This window comes from Kribbella sp. NPDC048915 (assembly GCF_040649595.1).
GTDB lineage: Bacteria > Actinomycetota > Actinomycetes > Propionibacteriales > Kribbellaceae > Kribbella.
Genome location: NZ_JBEZFT010000072.1, coordinates 1 through 16,176, shown reverse-complemented (window position 1 = coordinate 16,176; position 16,176 = coordinate 1). Strand labels below are relative to the sequence as shown.

The window sequence follows — 16,176 nt, the reverse complement described above, 5'->3', positions numbered from 1 at the left end:
ATCAGTTGGTCAGGGAGCGAACTGCTTCGGCGAAGGCGTCGCCGCGGGCTCCGTAGTTGGCGAACATGTCCCAGGACGCGCAGCCGGGCGCGAGCAGCACGGTGTCACCCACCTGTGCGAGCTTCGCCGCCTCCCCCACCACGATCTCCATGGCACCAGTGTCGGTTGACTCGACGACGATCCTCGGGACATCCGGTGCGTGTCGCTCGAGTGCTTCGGCGATCACGGCCTTGTCCTGTCCGAGCAGTACGACGCCGCGCAGCCGTCCGCGTGCCGCGATCACCAGCTCGTCGAAGGTCGCGCCCTTCGCCTGCCCGCCGGCGATCCACACGACGTGCTCGTAGGCGAGCAGCGAGGCCTGGGCGGCATGCGGGTTGGTGGCCTTGGAGTCGTCGACATAGTTGACCCCGGCAACGTCCGCGACGTGGGCGATCCGGTGCTTGTCCGGACGGAAACCACGCAGCCCGTCGCGGATCGCGGTCGCCGGTACGCCGAACGCCCGGGCCAGCGCGGCCGCGGCCAGTGCGTTCGCCACGTTGTGCGGCGCCGGCGGCGTGACGTCGTTGATCGAAGCCAGCTCCAGCGCCGAGGTCGCGCGCTGCTCGACGAACGCCCGGTCGACGAGCAGGTCGTCGACAAGCCCGAGCATCGAGAGTCCCGGCGTACCGAGGGTGAAGCCGATCGCGCGGCAGCCCTCGATCACGTCCGCTTCCTCGACCAGCCGCTCGGTGGCCGGGTCGGCGACGTTGTACACGCAGGCGACCTGGCAGTTCTCGAAGATCCGGCCCTTGTCCTGCGCGTACGCGTCCAGCGAACCGTGCCAGTCGACGTGGTCGGGCGCGATGTTCAGTACGGCGGCCGCGTGCGCCGACATCGAGTGCGTGTAGTGCAACTGGTACGACGACAGCTCGACCGCGATCACGTCGTACGGCTCGGGGTCCATGACGGCCTCGAGCAGTGGCAGCCCGACATTGCCCGCGGCAACGGCCCGGTGGCCGGCCGCCTGCAGCATCGCGGTCAGCATCTGCACGGTCGTGGTCTTGCCGTTGGTCCCGGTGATGCACAGCCACGGCGCCGCGTTCTGCGGGTCGCGCAGCCGCCACGCGAGCTCGATCTCGCTCCAGATCGGCACGTCGCGTTCGGCCGCCTGGGCGAGCAGCGGCGCGTGCGGCGGTACGCCGGGTGACGTGACGACGACGTCGACGTCCTTCGGCAGTTCCTGCGTACTGCCCGGGCCGAGCGTGATCGTCGCGCCGAGCGTCTCGAGGATCTGCGCCTTCTCCCGCAGCGCCTCGGTGTCGCGGTCGTCCAGTACGACGAGGTGCTCGGCGCCGGCCTGAATCAGCGAGTCGGCGCACGCGTAACCCGCCGTACCGAACCCGAGCACCACGAACCGCGTGGTCGCCCACCCGTCGTCGGCGCGATTCTCCAGCGTCATCCCGTAACCCATTCCGCGTAGAAGATTCCGAGGCCGATGACCACGCAGAGGCCTTGGATGATCCAGAAGCGGATCACCACGTTCACCTGTTCCCAGCCGAGCATCTCGAAGTGGTGGTGCAGCGGCGCGATCAGGAAGAGGCGTTTACCGACCCCGGTGGCCTGTTTGGTGATCTTGAAGTAGCCCACCTGCAGGATCACCGAGGCGGTGATGATCACGAACAGCCCGCCGAGCACCAGCACCAGCAGTTCGGTCCGGGTCATCACGGCCATGCCGGCGAGCGCGCCGCCGAGCGCCAGGGAGCCGGTGTCGCCCATGAAGATCTTGGCCGGTGACGCGTTCCACCACAGGAACCCGAACAGCGCCCCGGTCAGACAGGCCGCCACCACCGCGAGGTCGTGCGGATCTCGCACCTCGTAACACTTGGTGCCGGGCGCGGTCTGGCAGCTCTGCCCGAACTGCCAGATGCAGATCAGCGTGTAGGCGCCGAACACCATCATCGACGCGCCGGTGGCCAGGCCGTCCAGGCCGTCGGCGAGGTTCACGCCGTTCGACATCCCGGCGATCAGCAGCAGGATCCAGATGATCACCAGGATGGCCGGCAGTTCGAGCCAGCCGATGTCGCGGATGAACGAGATGAACGGCGACGCCGGCCGCTGCCCGCGCTCGTCCGGGAACTGCAGCGCGAGCACCGCGAAGATCACCGCGACCAGCGTCTGGCCGGCCAGTTTCGCCTTGGATCGCAGGCCGAGGCTGCGTTGCCGGAAGATCTTGATGAAGTCGTCCAGGAAGCCGACCGCGCCCATCCCGGCGAACAGGAACAGCACCAGCAGCGCGGAGGCACTCGGCGACGTCATCGTGAACAGTTTCGCAGCGAAGTACCCGACGATCGTCGCGACGATGAACACGGTGCCGCCCATGGTCGGCGTACCGCGCTTGATCTGGTGCGACTTGACGCCGTCGTCGCGGATCTCCTGGCCGTAGCCGCGGGCGGCCAGCCACTTGATCGCCCAGCGGGTGCCGAGCAGCGTCAGCACCATCGCGACGGCGCCGCCGAACAGGATCGAGATCACTGCTGTTCCTCCAGCAGGGCATCGGCGAGGCTGCGGAGTTTCGCCGCCTTCGAGGACTTCACCAGGACGACGTCACCGGCGCGCAGCTCCGCGCGCAGCAGGTCCAGCGCTTCTCCGATGGTCTCGACGTACACCGACTCGTTGCCCCACGAGCCCTCCAGCGAGGCGCCGAGGTGCATCGGTTTCGCTCCCGGCCCGACCACGACCAGGCGGTTCACGTCCAGCCGGACGGCCAGCCGGCCGATCGCGTCGTGCTGGTCCGACGAGGTGTCGCCGAGTTCGAGCATCTCGCCGAGCACCGCCCAGGTCCGGGCGCCGCGGGACCGGCCGATCGCGACCAGCGACTTCAGCGCGGCGCGGGTCGACTCCGGGTTCGCGTTGAACGCGTCGTTGATGATCGTCACACCGTCGGCCCGCTCGGTCAGCTCCATCCGCGCCGCGGACACCCGCTGCGCGGCGTTCAGCCCGTCGGCGACCTGCTCCGGCGTCAGCCCGGCCGCGAGCGCGACCCCGGCGGCGGCCAGCGCGTTCGACACGTAGTGCTCGCCGATCAGCTGGAGCTGTACGGCGGCGCTGAAGTCGCCGATGTGCAGCGTGAAGGCGGGCCGTCCTTCGGCGTCGAGCTTCACGTCGGCGGCGCGGACGTCGGCATCCGGCGCCTCGCCGAACGTGATGACGTTCTCCTTCGTGCGGCGCCGCATCCCGGCGACCCGGTGGTCGTCGGCGTTCAGCACGGCGGTGCCTCCGCTGGTCACCGCCTCGATCAGCTCGCCCTTGGCCTCGGCGATGGCGTCCTGGTTGCCGAACTCGCCGATGTGCGACGTGCCGACGTTCAGGACCAGGCCGATCCGGGGCGGCGTGATGCCGCACAGGTAGGTGATGTCACCGCGGTGCCGGGCCCCCATTTCGGCGACCAGGTACTTCGTCGACGCGGTCGCCCGGAGCGCGGTCAGCGGATGCCCGATCTCGTTGTTGAACGAGCCTTCCGGCGACACCGTCTCGCCGTGCGCGCCGAGCAACTGACCGATCAGGTCCTTCGTGCTGGTCTTGCCGGTCGACCCGGTCAAGGCGACGACCGTCAGCTCCGGAAGCTTCGTCATCACCAGTCGGGCCAGGTTGCCGAGGGCCTGCTGCGTGTCGTCGACGACGATGCACGGGCAGCCCTCGACGGGCCGCGTGGTGAGCGAGGCGGTCACACCGGCCTCGGTCGCCGTACCGACGAAGTCGTGGCCGTCGACGCGTTCACCGGGCAGGGCGACGAACAGGCCACCCGGTCCGGCGTCCCGCGAGTCGATGACGACCGCGCCATCGACGACGGCCGTGGGCTCGGCACCCACGAGCTCGCCGCGGACGGCGTCGGCGATCTCGCCGCAACTGACTCCGATCACCGGTCTGCCTCCAGCAACTCACGCACGGTTTCGCGGTCGTCGAACGGATGGATCACGCCGCCGACCTCCTGGCCTGTCTCGTGGCCCTTCCCGAGGACGACGACGGTGTCGCCCGGTCCGGCCAGCTCGATCGCGGACGCGATCGCCTGCCGACGGTCGCCGATCTCGTGCAGGTCGGCGTCCGGTACGGCGTCCCGCGCACCGGCCAGTGCGGCCGCCCGGATCGTCGCCGGGTCCTCACCGCGCGGGTTGTCGTCGGTGACGATCACGACGTCCGCCGCCTTCGCCGCCTCGGCGCCCATCGCGGGCCGCTTCCACGGGTCCCGGTCGCCGCCACAGCCGACGACCGCGAACAGGCGGCCCTTCGTCGCGCCGCGGGCGGCCCGGAGCGCCAGCGCGATCGCGTCCGGCGTGTGCGCGTAGTCCACGATCACCGCCAGCCCGTCCTGCCGAGCGAACCGCTCCATCCGGCCGGGCACCGCCGCGGTCCGCAGCCCGGCGGCGATCGCCTCGGCGGGTACGTCGAGCTGCCGCAGCATCGCGGTCGCGAGCAGCGCGTTGGCGACGTTGAAGTCACCGGGCAGCCCGATCTCGACCGTCAGCGTCTCCCCCGGGCACTGGATGTCGATGACCGTCGTGCCGTGCTCGGACACGTGCCGGTTGGCGACCGTCCAGTCCGCGTCACCGGTCGTCGACACGGTCACCAGCGGTACGACGGTCTGCGCGGCGAGCCGGCGCCCGTACTCGTCGTCGATCGTCACCACGGCGACATCACACCGCTCGGGAGTGAACAGCGAGGCCTTCGCCTGGAAGTACTCCTCGAACGTGTGGTGGAAGTCCAGGTGGTCCTGCGTGAGGTTGGTGAACCCGGCCACCGCGAACCGCGCGCCGTCGACGCGACGCATCGCGAGCGCGTGGCTCGACACCTCCATCGAGCACCACGGCACGGTCTGCTCCCGCATCACCGCGAACAGCGCCTGCAGGTCGGTGGCCTCCGGGGTGGTCCGGACGCTCTTCACGACCTCGTCGCCGATCCGCGTCTGCACCGTCCCGATCAGCGCGGCCGGGCCGAGCTCCCGCAGTACGGAGTCGAGCAGGAAGGAGGTCGTGGTCTTGCCGTTCGTGCCGGTCACCCCGAGCAGCCGCAGCTCGCTGGTCGGCTCGCCGTAGATCCGCGCCGCGACCGCACCAAGGACATCCCGTGGCCGGTCGGTCACGAGCACCGGGAGGCCGGTGGCCGCGGCGCGCTCCTGCCCGGCCGGGTCGGTGAGTACGGCGAGCGCGCCGGCCCGCTGAGCCTTCGCGACGAACTCCGCACCGTGCGTGATCGCACCGGGCAGAGCGGCGTACAGGTCACCGGGAAGGACGGACCGCGAATCGAGGGAAACGCCGGTCACGGACACCGGCGGCGTTGCCGGCATCCGGGAGTGGGCGACGCTCGCGAGGTCGGCGAGGCTCACCGGCACGACGTGCCGTGGCCTGATCGCTGCGACCGCGCCGCCGGCGGCGGTAGGGGTGGACACGGGCCCTGAGGCTACCGCTCCGGCCCCTGTGACTCCTACCTGACCCTGCGTCACCAGGCTGGTGCTCACCGGTCTTTGTCTGTCCAGGTCAGCGGGATGTTCGGCTGCGCCGCCCCGGTCGGCGGGACGACGTACTTCTGCAACGCGTAGCTCATCACGTCTCGGAACACCGGTCCTCCTTGGAGACCACCACCCCGGGCACCCTGGGGATCGTGCAGTACGACGTACGTCACGAACCGTGGGTTGTCGGCCGGGGCGAATCCGGCGAAAGAAGTCGCCCAGGCGCCGTATTTCCCGGTGCCGGGCACCACCTGCTGCGCGGTCCCGGTCTTGCCGGCCACCAGGTACCCGTCGATCGCCGCCTGCGGCGCGGTGCCCTTCTTCGCGGTCACCGCCTCCATCATCGTGGTGACCTCCTTGGCCGCCTTCTCGCTCACCACCCGGCGCGGCGGCGCGGTCTCGTTCGGGATCAGGGTGCCGTTCGCGTCGACGTAGTTGCGGACCAGTTTCGGCGGTACGTACACGCCGCCGTTCGCGACCGCGTTCACCGCGGCCGCCTCCTGGACCGCGTTCACCGACAGGCCCTGGCCGAAGGCGACGTTCGACCGGGTGATCTCCGGCCACTCGTCGCCCGGCGCCAGCCGGCCCTTGGTCTCCCCCGGGAAGTTCAGCCCGGTCGGCTCACCGAAGCCGAAGTCGTGCAGGTACTTCACGAACTGCGCGATCGGCATCTTCTGCGCGGCCACGATCGTGCCGACGTTCGACGACTTCGCGATCACGCCGGAGATGGTCAGGTTCAGCGTGCCGTGCGGCCAGTGGTCCTTGATCGTCCGGCGCTGCACGTCGATGCTGCCGGGCACCTTCAGCTTGGTGTTCAGGTCGATCAGGCCGGCGTCGGCCAACGCGGCCATCGTGACCACCTTCTGCACACTGCCCGGCTCGAAGCTGCGCTCCAGCGCCGGGTTCTTCAGGTCGGCCGGGGTGTAGGGCTTGTTCGGGTCGAACGAGGGGTAGTTCGCCAGCGCCATCAGCTCACCGGACTTCACGTCCATCACGACCACGGTGCCGGCACTCGCCTTGTACTGCTTGACCGTGTCCTCGATCCGCTTCTCGGCGAAGTACTGCAGATCGGTGTCCAGGGTCAGCTGGACGCCGAGGCCCGGCTTCGGCTCCTGCACGGTGTGGTTCGCATTCGGGATCTTGTTGCCCTTGGCATCGACCTCGTAAATCGCCTCGCCGTTCTTGCCGGCCAGTTTCTGGTCCAGGCCGTACTCCAGTCCGGACTGGCCCTTGCCGTCGTCGCCGGTGACCCCGACCAGGGTGGCCGCGATGCTGCCGTTCGGGTGGCTGCGGATCGGGTCCTGCTCGGTGTACAGGCCGATCAGCAGCGGCGCCTGCTGCTCCTTGGGCAGGCCCTTGTTCTGCTCGGCGATGGACTTGTTCGCGGCCTTGATCTCCGCCTGGATCGAACTCCACACGGTCGGGCTGACCCACCGCGCGAGCCGCGTGTAGCGGCCCTTGCCGGTCAGCGCGGCGAGCAGCTTCGCAGACGTCGTCCCGGTCAGTTTCGGGGCCAGAATCGCGGTGAGCTGCTGCGCGACCGGCTTCGTCTGCTGCGGATCGGCGACGATCGCGACCGCGTCCTCCGTGACCGCGAGCTCGACACCGTTGCGGTCGGTGATCGCGCCGCGGTTCGCGGGCAGCAGGTAGGTACGGGCGTTCTCGGTGGCCGCCGCCTGCGCGTAGCTGTCCGGGTCGACACCCTGGAGCAGCACGAGCCGGCCGGCGAACAGCGACAGCACGAACGCCATCACGCCGAGCGTCATCCGCAGCCGCAGCGTCGGGCGGCCGAGCCGCAGCGTGCGCGGCGGCTTCTTCACCTTGCGCTTCTTCGGCCGCGGCCGGGGCCGGTTCTGCGGCGGCCGCTTCGCGGACTTCTTGACCGGCCGCCGACCCGTCGCGGGGCCCGCGCTCCGAGCCGCGGTCCTCTTCGCCGCGGTCTTCTTCGCCGCGGTCTTCTTCGGCGCGGTCTTCTTCGCGGCTCCCGGCGCGGCGGTCTGCTTGCGCGCGTCCGCCGTACCGGCCGCCGGCTTCGCTGCTGCCTTCTTCGCCGGTGCCTTCTTGGCCGGCGCCTTCTTGGTGGGGCGGGGTGTGGCCGCGGCGTCGGCGCGCTGCTGTTCCTCGCGGGCCTTGCGGAGCAGGCGTTCGCGAGTGGACTCGGGGCGCGGCGGTACCGCGCGGCCACGGTCCGTAGCGGACGGACGACGGGGTTGAGCCTTGCGGGCCGGGTCCTTGTCCCGGCCCGAAGTGCCACCACGCTTGCGTGGCGGCGGCTCGTCTCCCCGTCGGTCCGTCATCCGATCATCCCCGTGTGGTCGTGGCAGGCTTCTTCGTCGTGGCCGGCGCGGTGGTCCCGGCCGGCGGCTTGGTGGTCCCGGGCTTCGTGGTGCCCGTCGTACCCGGCGTCGTCGTATCCGGCTTCGTCGTCGTCTGGTTGGTCGTCGTACCCGGCTTCGTCGTGGTCGGGTTCGTCGTGCCGGTGGTCGTGGTCCCGGGCTGCACCGGCGTCACCGGCGTCACCGGCTTCAGCGGGGTGGTCGGCTGCACCGACGGCTTGGCGGTCGCATCCGGTCCGAACATCGCCGCGCCGGCGCCCGCCTTGCCCTCGGCCGGTACGCCGAGCACGCGGCCGTCGGACAACCGCAGGAACACCGGGTTCGGGTTCGGCACCATGCCCATCCGCAGCGCCCGGTCGGACAGGTGCTGCGGCGACTCCAGGGTCCGGACCTGCTTCTCGAGCTGCTCCTGCTGGTCACGCAACTGATCCGCCTGGGAACTCAGCGCCGTGATGCGGAACGTACCGCTCTGCAGCTCGGTGTTGAGCAGCAACAGGCCGACCAGTCCGGCGGCGAGCAGCGACACCACGAAGATGACGAACGGCATCCGCGGCGGCCGGAACGGCGCGCCGTACACCACCCGCAGGCGGGGCTGCGACTTCTTGGCCGGGACCGGCGTCACCCGCGCCTTCTGCGGGCTGAAGACAGTGCTCATCAGGCCACCAGTCCCTTCTCCCGGATCCGCTCGGCCGCACGCACGCGAGCGGAGGCGGCGCGCGGGTTCGCCGCGACCTCCTCCTCGGTCGGCCGTTCGGCGCCCCGGGTCAGTAGCTTCAAGTACGGTTCGTGTCCGGCCGGGATCACCGGCAGATCGTCCGGTACGTCGGACTTCGTCGCGGCGGCGAAGATCTGCTTGGTGATCCGGTCCTCCAGCGAGTGGTAGCTCATGACAACGATCCGGCCGTGCAGCGCGAGCGCACCGAGGGCCGCGGGCAGCGCTCGCCGGAGAACGTCGAGCTCGCCGTTCACCTCGATCCGCAACGCCTGGAAGGTGCGCTTGGCCGGGTGTCCCCCGGTCCGCCGCGCGGCCTGCGGGATCGCGTTGCGGACCAGCTCGGACAGGCGCGCGCTGGTCGTGAACGGCTCCTGCTCGCGGTCACGGACGATCCGGTCGGCGATCCGGCGGGCGAACTTCTCCTCGCCGTACTGGAACAGGATCCGGGCCAGGTCGGCCGCGCTGTAGGTGTTGACGATGTCGGCGGCCGTGAGCGGGCCGGTCGGGTCCATCCGCATGTCCAGCGGCGCGTCCTGCGCGTAGGCGAAGCCGCGCTCGGCCTCGTCCAGCTGCATCGACGAGACACCGAGGTCGAACAGGATGCCGTCGATCGCCGGTACGTCGAGGTCGGTCAGCGCGCGCGGCAACTGGTCGTACACCGCGTGCACGAGCGTGATCCGGTCCTCGAAGGCAGCGAGTCGCTCCCCCGCCAGCCGCAACGCGTTCGGGTCCCGGTCGAAACCGATCAGCCGGACGTCGGGGAACTGCCGCAGGAACGCCTCGGAGTGACCGCCGAGGCCGAGGGTGGCGTCGACGACGACCGCACCGGGACGCGTGAGTGCCGGCGCCAGCAGCGCGACCACGCGCTCCAGCATCACCGGCACATGCCGCTCCGCAGCCATCTCGACCCTTCCCGTCGCCGCGGGGACGACCTTGCCCCCGCAGGTCTCGTGTGGTGCTTAGACAGGACCGTCCGGTCAGATCGCGGGTACGCCTTCCGGGGAAGTACCTGCTGGTCTTGGCGCCGGGGAAGTGACGCCAACACCTCAGGTCGGAAGTCGGACCCGTGATCTCACCGGACGGTCGGTGCGTCCCAGTCCTCGCCCACTGTTCAGCTGGTGGTTCAGAAGATGCCTGGCAGTACTTCCTCGGACAGGTCGGCGAATGCCTGTTCCTGCTCCGCGGAGTACCGGTTCCAGTTCTCCGTGTTCCAGATCTCCACCCGATTCATCGCCCCGATGACGACACAGTCGCGATCCAGTGACGCATAGTCGCGCAGCATCGGCGGGATGGTGACCCGGCCCTGCTTGTCCGGCATCTCGTTGGAGGCGCCGGCGAACAACATCCGTAGGTAGTCCCGCGCACCCTTGTTGGTGATCGGGGCCTGCTTCAACTGCTCGGTCAGCTGGACGAACTCACGCTCCGGCCACACGGACAGCGACCGCTCCTGTCCGCGGGTGATCACCAGGCCGTCGGCCAGCTCGTCCCGGAACTTCGCCGGCAGAAACAGCCGCCCCTTGTCGTCGAGCTTGGGGAAGTGCGTTCCGAGGAACACGCTCCACCTCCCCGTTGCGGACCCTCCGACTGGGCGAGTGCTTCCACCACTTCAGTTCCACTGCGCTCCACCTTACTCCACTTTCCACCACCGTCAACCAACTTCCGCCCGTTTACGCCCCCGTGCCGCGTGAATTCACGCTCGCCGCCAGCGTGTCGCTGCCGGCTCAGCGGTCGGCGTCGCACGGCGCGAATCGGGCGCTGCGGAGCGGCGGTAGAGCGTGCTGGAGGGCGGTGCCTGAGCGGTGGTTGAGCGCGGTGGAGCGTTGTGGAGCGGCCGGGTGGAGCGAACGGCGTGGAGGGAAGTGGAGGAAACGGTGTGACGCAGACCTGGAGGGAACTGGAGGGAAGTGGAGTAGACCGGTAGGCGGCAGCCGCGGCGGCGGAACCTGAACTGTTCGGGGTCCTGATCCGTGAACCAGACAGCGGTTCCCGACGTCGTACGCCCCGCACTCCACTACTCCCGCCCGTACGCTGGGGGGAAGACTTTTCCGACCGCCGTGAGGTCATGCGCCGATGGACACCGAAACGCCAGGTAACGAAAACCCCGCGACCCTAGGCCCGGCCCCCACCGCGGGACAGAATGTGTCGGCAGTCAACGAATGGGGAGGACACAGAGTGAGCACCACCGCCACCAGCTCGCCGCTGGCAGGAGCCGGAGACTTCGACGAGCTGTCCGAGGTGGCGGGCCGTGTCCGCCGGGCCATGGAACAGGTGATCGAGGGCAAGCCCGACGTCGTCGAGGTCGCGGTGACGGTCCTGCTGGCCGAGGGTCATCTGCTGATCGAGGACGTGCCGGGCGTCGGCAAGACGATGCTGGCCAAGGCGCTGGCGAAGTCGATCGACTGCAGCGTGCGACGGATCCAGTTCACACCGGACCTGCTGCCGTCCGACATCACCGGCGTCTCGGTGTTCAACCAGGAGATCCGGGACTTCGAGTTCAAGCCCGGCGCGGTGTTCGCGAACATCGTGGTGGGTGACGAGATCAACCGCGCCTCGCCGAAGACGCAGGCCGCGCTGCTGGAGTCCATGGAAGAGCGGCAGGTCACCGTCGACACCACGACGTACCAGCTCGAGGCGCCGTTCATGGTGATCGCGACGCAGAACCCGATCGAGATGGAAGGCACGTACCCGCTGCCCGAGGCGCAGCGCGACCGGTTCATGGCGCGGGTCTCGATGGGGTACCCGGAGCCGGCCGCCGAGCTGCGGATGCTGGACGGCCACGCGGCCGACGACCCGCTGCTCAACCTGCAGCCGGTGACCGACGGGCAGCAGATCCTCCGCCTGGTGAAGACCGTCCAGTCGGTACACGTGTCGGAATCGGTGAAGGAGTACGCCGTGGCGCTGGTCGGCGCGACCCGCCGCTCGCAGGAGCTCCGGCTCGGCGCCAGCCCGCGCGCGACCCTGCACCTGATTCGGGCAGCCCGCGCGGCGGCAGCGCTGGACTCGCGGGAATTCGTGCTGCCCGACGACATCCAGGAACTCGCGGCACCGGTGCTCGCGCACCGGGTCCTGCCCGCGGCCGAAGCGCATCTCGGTGGGCGCGGTGCGGCCGACATCATCAACGGGCTGGTGGCGAGCGTGCCGCTGCCCCGCACCCGTCGGGACTGAGGCATGCGGCAGGCACTGCGCGGACTGACCACCCGAGGGCGGGCGTTTGTCGCGGCCGGGATCACGGCCTCGCTGTGCGCACTCCTGCTCGGCCAGAAGGACCTGCTGCGGGTCGGCATCCTGCTGGCCGCGCTGCCGGTGGTCGCCGCCCTCGTGGTCGGCCGGACGCGGCTGCGGTTGCAGGTGCGCCGCAGCCTCGCGCCGGATCAGGTGCCGGTCGGGGCGCCGGCGACCGTGGAGCTGGCGCTCAGCAATCAGGGCCGGATGCCCGCCGGGCTGCTGCTGCTCGAGGACCGTATTCCTTATGTACTGGGTCACCGCCCGCGGTTCGTCGTCGACCGGGTCAGCCCGAACTGGCGCCGTACCGTGACCTACACGGTGAAGTCCGACGTCCGCGGGATGTTCCAGGTCGGACCGTTGATGCTGACCGTGGCCGACCCGTTCGGGCTGGTCGAGACCACGCGGACGTTCACCCGCAGCCAGCACCTGCTGGTCACGCCGCGGGTCTACAAACTGCCCGAAGTACGGCTCGGGGCCGACCGGGCCGGCTCGGGTGAGAACCGCCCCCGCGCGATCGCGTCGGCCGGTGAGGAAGACGCGACCGTCCGCGAGTACCGCGACGGCGACGACCTGCGCCGGGTGCACTGGCGGTCGACCGCGCGGCGCGGTGAGCTGATGGTCCGCCGCGAGGAGCAGCCCTGGCAGAGCCGTTGCTCGCTGTTCCTGGACGCGCGGACGATCTCGCACCACGGGCACGGCCCGTCGTCGAGCCTCGAGTGGGCGGTCAGCGCGGCCGCCTCGATCGGCATCGACCGGACGCGGCGCGGATACGTCACCACGATGCTCGGCGGGCCGACCACACTGAACGCGATCACCCGCCGTACGTCCGCCGCGGTGCACCAGCCGCTCACCGAGCAGCAACTGCTGACCGAGTGCGCGACCGTCGAGGAGCACAAGTACGCCGACCTCGGACCGCTGCTCACCGTCGACCGGCATGCCCAGGAGCCGAGCCTGGTGATCGCCATCCTCGGTGCCTGCAGCAGTGAGGACATCACCGCGCTGAACCGGTGGCGGACGAGTCAGGCGACCGGTGTCGCGCTGGTGCTCGACGCGGCCGGCTGGGCGGTCGGCGCCGAGCCCGAGAAGGCGGCCCGGCTCACCGCGGCCGCGGACGCCACCGAGAACGAGCTGCGACGCAACGGCTGGCGAGTCGCCAGAGTGAGCCGCGGCGACCATCTGCCAACCGTGTGGTCCGGCTTGGGACTAAGGAGCGGACGCATCGCATGACTGCATCGATGGCACGCCTCCGGCGCGACGGGGCATCGGGCGGTGACTCCCGTTCTCGCCTCGTCGCTCCGCTCCTCAGTCCAGAACGGGAGGCCCGATGACCGGCCACGTCAGACTCTCGATCGCTGCCTGGGGTGCGACGGTGCTGGGGGCGTTGGTCCTCGCGCCGGTGTTCTCGGGGCCGTTCCTGTTCATCAGCGCGTTCGTGTGCGCGCTGGTCACCGGCGCGGGCGTCTTGTTGCAGAACCTGCGGACCCCGCGGATCGTCGTACCGATCGTTCAGCTCGTGCTGCTGGTGGAACTGCTGTCGCTGTTCTTCCTGCACGGCACGATGAAGTTCGGTCTGTTGCCGCTGAAGGCGACGGCGCTCGAGTTCAACGCGCAGATGGTCGACGCGATGGACTCGATCAACCGCTTCAGCGCGCCGCTCCCCCAGGACTCGCACCTGACCCTGTTCGCGGTGTCCGTGATCTCGGCGACCGGGTTGCTGATCCACATCATCGCGGTCCAGCTGCGGCAGGCCGCGTGGGCCGGGTTGCTGCTGCTGGTCATGTACACGGTGCCGGCGGCGACGGTGCACGGCGGGCTGCCGTGGCTGCTGTTCATCCCGCCCGCAATCGGGTACATCATGCTGCTGTCCGCCGAGGGCCGCAGCCGGCTCAGTCGCTGGGGCCGCCGGATCTCGGGCGTCTCGCATCTGGACGCCGCCGAACCCATCGAGGCGTCTGCGCTCGGTCAGGCCGGCCGCCGGATCGGTCTGTCCGTGGTCGCGATCGCCGCGCTGGTGCCCGCGTTGCTGCCCGCCCTGCCGGAAGGTGTCATTGGCAACGGTCTGGCCGGCGGAGCCAGCGGCTCCGGGGTCGGCGCGAGCATCTCGTCGACCGACCCGATGCTCGACATGGGCAAGAACCTCAAGCGCGGCGACAACGTCGTGGCGCTCACGTACAAAGGCGGCCCGGCCGGCGGTTCGTACCTGCGGCTTACCGCGCTGGACCAGTTCGACGGCAACATCTGGCGGATCGCCCCGCGGTCCCCCGGGCAGAAGCTCGACGGCGGCGACCTGGTCGCGCCGCCGGGCTACACCGGCGACCTGTCCAAGGTGCCGCAGACCTCGATGGAGATCGACGTCACCCGCCAGTTCCGTTCGCAGTTCGTCCCGGTCCCGTACCCGCTGCGCTCGATCTCGCTCAAGCGTGACTGGCGGTACGACACCGGCGCGCTCGACGTCGTCTCGTCGAACGGCTCGATCATCGGCGGCAAGAAGTACAAGCTGAGCGCGTACGACCTGAAGCCGACACCGGAGCAGCTGCACGACTCGATCACCACCGGCGCCCCGGACCAGTACACGATGACCGTGCCACGCCGTACGCCGCAGTCGATCAAGGACAAGGCGTACGAGGTCACCGCCGGGGCGAAGGACAACAAGTTCGAGGCCGCCGTGCTGATCCAGAACTGGTTCCGCAGCGGCGCCTTCACCTACAGCACGCAGAACTCCAAGGGCAGCGGCATGGCTGCGCTGCGGGACTTCCTGCTGGTCAACCGGGAGGGGTACTGCGAGCAGTTCGCCACCGGAATGGCACTGATGGCGCGGATCGTCGGGATCCCGTCCCGCGTCGGCATCGGCTTCCTGCCCGGTACGGCCGGCAAGGACGGCGAGTACACCGTCAAGATGCACGACATGCACGCCTGGCCGGAGCTGTACTTCCAGGGCGTCGGCTGGGTCCGCTTCGAGCCGACCCCGTCCGCCCGGGTCGCGACCACCCCGGACTGGACGGTCGCCGCCAGCGAGGACCCGACCACCCCGACCACCGCACCGAGCACCGCGCCCACGACGCCGGGCGAGAAGGAGTCGCCGGGCATCTCCCGGCCGAACCAGGACCCGAACCTCCCGGACGACAGCGGCGTCGCGATCGTTGACACCGGCAACTGGTTCACCAACGGCGGCGCGAAGATCATCTTCGGCAGCCTCGGCGTCGTCCTGTTGCTGTGCGTGCCGTGGCTGATCCGGAGCCTGACCCGGCGGCGCCGGTTCCTGCAGCCGCCCGGACGGGCCGGGGCCGAAGGATTGTGGGCGGAGATCCGGGACACGTCCCGCGATCTCGGGCTCGACTGGTCCGACATCTCGACACCGCGACAGACCGGCCAGTGGCTGACGACCGTGCTGCCCGAGGAAATCCATCCGGCCGCACGCCGCCTCGCCCGCGGGATCGAAGCCCTGCGGTACGCCGACTCCGCGAACCCCGAACTGGACCTGCGCGACGACGCTGCCGCCGTACGCGACGCCTTGTGGTCGCAGGCCCCCGCCCGGAAACGCTGGCGGGCGCGGATGCTGCCGCCGTCCTGGCGCTGGTACCTCAGCCGAGGCACCACGGAGGCATCCGACCTGCTCGACGACTTCGACCTCCTGCTGGCGAGACTGCGCTCCCTCATCCTCCCCAAGCGAACCCGCACCAACTGAACACCCACTCGAGCGGCGAGACGCTCAAGGCAAGGCCCGAGGCGCGAACGACCTGGGGCGAGCCACGTGGGGCGAGCGTCGAGGCACGAGGGACGTGGCGCGAACGACCTGGGGCGAGCGTCGAGGCGCGAGGGACGTGGCGCGAACGACCTGGGGCGAGCGTCGAGGCGCGAGGGACGTGGCGCGAACGACCTGGGGCGAGCGTCGAGGCGCGAGGGACGTGGGGCGAGCGGCGAGGGCCGAGGGGCGCGCGGCGAGGGGGCGAGTGGCGAACGCCGAGCGGCAATCCCGCCACCCCTCGCCCCGCGCCCGTAGCCGCCCGCTCTCACCCACGCCCGTTCCCACGCCGGTGCGCCCGCGTGCGCCGCCGTCCCGCACGTTCACGCCCGCAGCACCACGTCCCCACGTCCTCAGGCGCCGGCGCATCCGCGGGAAAATCCTCCTAGATGATTGACGCACGGCCTGGTCTGGATTCTCGATGGTCGTAGGCGGTGATGGAACCGAGAACGGGTGCCCCAGCGCGGCTCACCCCCGGATATCCGCGCCAGTTGGGGTTCTCTGCTCGTGTACCGACGAAGAACCCCCAACACGCGGGGTAGTGGTACGGCGTGGGGGTGGTGGCGTGGTCGTCGGCGCTACCGGGTTTCCACAACACGGTGGGTTCACCCATCGTGTTGTGGGTTCCGTACCCTTCACACGGGTCAGGAACCCACAACACCGTGGGTGAACCCAC

General features: G+C 70.0%; 11 protein-coding genes. 3 read left to right on the top strand and 8 right to left on the bottom strand.

The features are described from left to right. Nucleotide 1: 1 nt before the first annotated feature. The 8 genes from murD to mraZ form a co-directional block, all read right to left on the bottom strand. Nucleotides 2–1,438, bottom strand: a complete 1,437-nt coding sequence (gene murD / locus AB0B82_RS27745) for a UDP-N-acetylmuramoyl-L-alanine--D-glutamate ligase (RefSeq protein WP_360174662.1) — start codon at nt 1,436–1,438, stop codon at nt 2–4. Beyond that, a complete protein-coding gene (gene mraY, locus AB0B82_RS27740) occupies nt 1,435–2,511 on the bottom strand; it encodes a phospho-N-acetylmuramoyl-pentapeptide-transferase (RefSeq protein WP_360174659.1) in 1,077 nt (358 codons plus the stop codon). The genes murD and mraY overlap by 4 nt, the downstream gene beginning before the upstream one ends. Further along, nucleotides 2,508–3,899: a UDP-N-acetylmuramoyl-tripeptide--D-alanyl-D-alanine ligase gene (gene murF / locus AB0B82_RS27735; RefSeq protein WP_360174656.1), complete on the bottom strand. Its 1,392-nt coding sequence runs from the start codon at nt 3,897–3,899 to the stop codon at nt 2,508–2,510. The genes mraY and murF overlap by 4 nt, the downstream gene beginning before the upstream one ends. Next, the gene (locus AB0B82_RS27730; RefSeq protein ID WP_360174653.1) at nt 3,896–5,422 is read right to left on the bottom strand and encodes a UDP-N-acetylmuramoyl-L-alanyl-D-glutamate--2,6-diaminopimelate ligase; all 1,527 of its coding nucleotides are present in this window, start codon (nt 5,420–5,422) and stop codon (nt 3,896–3,898) included. Before AB0B82_RS27730 ends, murF begins: the two co-directional genes overlap by 4 nt. Nucleotides 5,423–5,487: 65 nt before the next feature. Next, nucleotides 5,488–7,779 carry a penicillin-binding protein 2 gene (locus AB0B82_RS27725; RefSeq protein ID WP_360174650.1) on the bottom strand — a complete coding sequence of 764 codons (2,292 nt, stop codon included), beginning with the start codon at nt 7,777–7,779 and terminating at the stop codon, nt 5,488–5,490. 4 nt (nt 7,780–7,783) lie between these two features. Continuing rightward, the gene (locus AB0B82_RS27720) at nt 7,784–8,473 is read right to left on the bottom strand and encodes a hypothetical protein (protein WP_360174647.1); all 690 of its coding nucleotides are present in this window, start codon (nt 8,471–8,473) and stop codon (nt 7,784–7,786) included. Continuing rightward, complete coding sequence (gene rsmH, locus AB0B82_RS27715; RefSeq protein ID WP_360174644.1) at nt 8,473–9,435, bottom strand: 16S rRNA (cytosine(1402)-N(4))-methyltransferase RsmH; 963 nt, start codon at nt 9,433–9,435, stop codon at nt 8,473–8,475. The genes AB0B82_RS27720 and rsmH overlap by 1 nt, the downstream gene beginning before the upstream one ends. Before the next feature lie 221 nt (nt 9,436–9,656). Continuing rightward, nucleotides 9,657–10,088 carry a division/cell wall cluster transcriptional repressor MraZ gene (gene mraZ, locus AB0B82_RS27710; protein WP_130446673.1) on the bottom strand — a complete coding sequence of 144 codons (432 nt, stop codon included), beginning with the start codon at nt 10,086–10,088 and terminating at the stop codon, nt 9,657–9,659. A 704-nt stretch (nt 10,089–10,792) separates the two neighbouring features. On the opposite strand from mraZ, the gene AB0B82_RS27705 reads away from it, so the two are divergent. The 3 genes from AB0B82_RS27705 to AB0B82_RS27695 all read left to right on the top strand — a co-directional run bounded on the left by AB0B82_RS27705 (nt 10,793) and on the right by AB0B82_RS27695 (nt 15,443). Then, on the top strand, nt 10,793–11,698 hold the full coding sequence (locus AB0B82_RS27705; protein WP_360174716.1) for an AAA family ATPase: 906 nt from the start codon (nt 10,793–10,795) through the stop codon (nt 11,696–11,698). Nucleotides 11,699–11,701: 3 nt separating this feature from the next. Next, nucleotides 11,702–12,985, top strand: coding sequence for a DUF58 domain-containing protein (locus tag AB0B82_RS27700; protein ID WP_360174641.1), 1,284 nt, complete (start codon nt 11,702–11,704; stop codon nt 12,983–12,985). Nucleotides 12,986–13,082: 97 nt separating this feature from the next. After that, nucleotides 13,083–15,443 carry a DUF3488 and transglutaminase-like domain-containing protein gene (locus tag AB0B82_RS27695; RefSeq protein WP_360174638.1) on the top strand — a complete coding sequence of 787 codons (2,361 nt, stop codon included), beginning with the start codon at nt 13,083–13,085 and terminating at the stop codon, nt 15,441–15,443. Nucleotides 15,444–16,176: the final 733 nt, after the last annotated feature.

What these genes read in the sequence shown, in the direction of transcription:
- murD (WP_360174662.1), bottom strand. Translation starts at nt 1,438, where the DNA reads ATGACGCTGGAGAATCGCGCCGACGACGGGTGGGCGACCACGCGGTTC.
- AB0B82_RS27725 (WP_360174650.1), bottom strand. Translation starts at nt 7,779, where the DNA reads ATGACGGACCGACGGGGAGACGAGCCGCCGCCACGCAAGCGTGGTGGC.
- AB0B82_RS27720 (WP_360174647.1), bottom strand. Translation starts at nt 8,473, where the DNA reads ATGAGCACTGTCTTCAGCCCGCAGAAGGCGCGGGTGACGCCGGTCCCG.
- rsmH (WP_360174644.1), bottom strand. Translation starts at nt 9,435, where the DNA reads ATGGCTGCGGAGCGGCATGTGCCGGTGATGCTGGAGCGCGTGGTCGCG.
- AB0B82_RS27705 (WP_360174716.1), top strand. Translation starts at nt 10,793, where the DNA reads ATGGAACAGGTGATCGAGGGCAAGCCCGACGTCGTCGAGGTCGCGGTG.
- AB0B82_RS27700 (WP_360174641.1), top strand. Translation starts at nt 11,702, where the DNA reads ATGCGGCAGGCACTGCGCGGACTGACCACCCGAGGGCGGGCGTTTGTC.
- AB0B82_RS27695 (WP_360174638.1), top strand. Translation starts at nt 13,083, where the DNA reads ATGACCGGCCACGTCAGACTCTCGATCGCTGCCTGGGGTGCGACGGTG.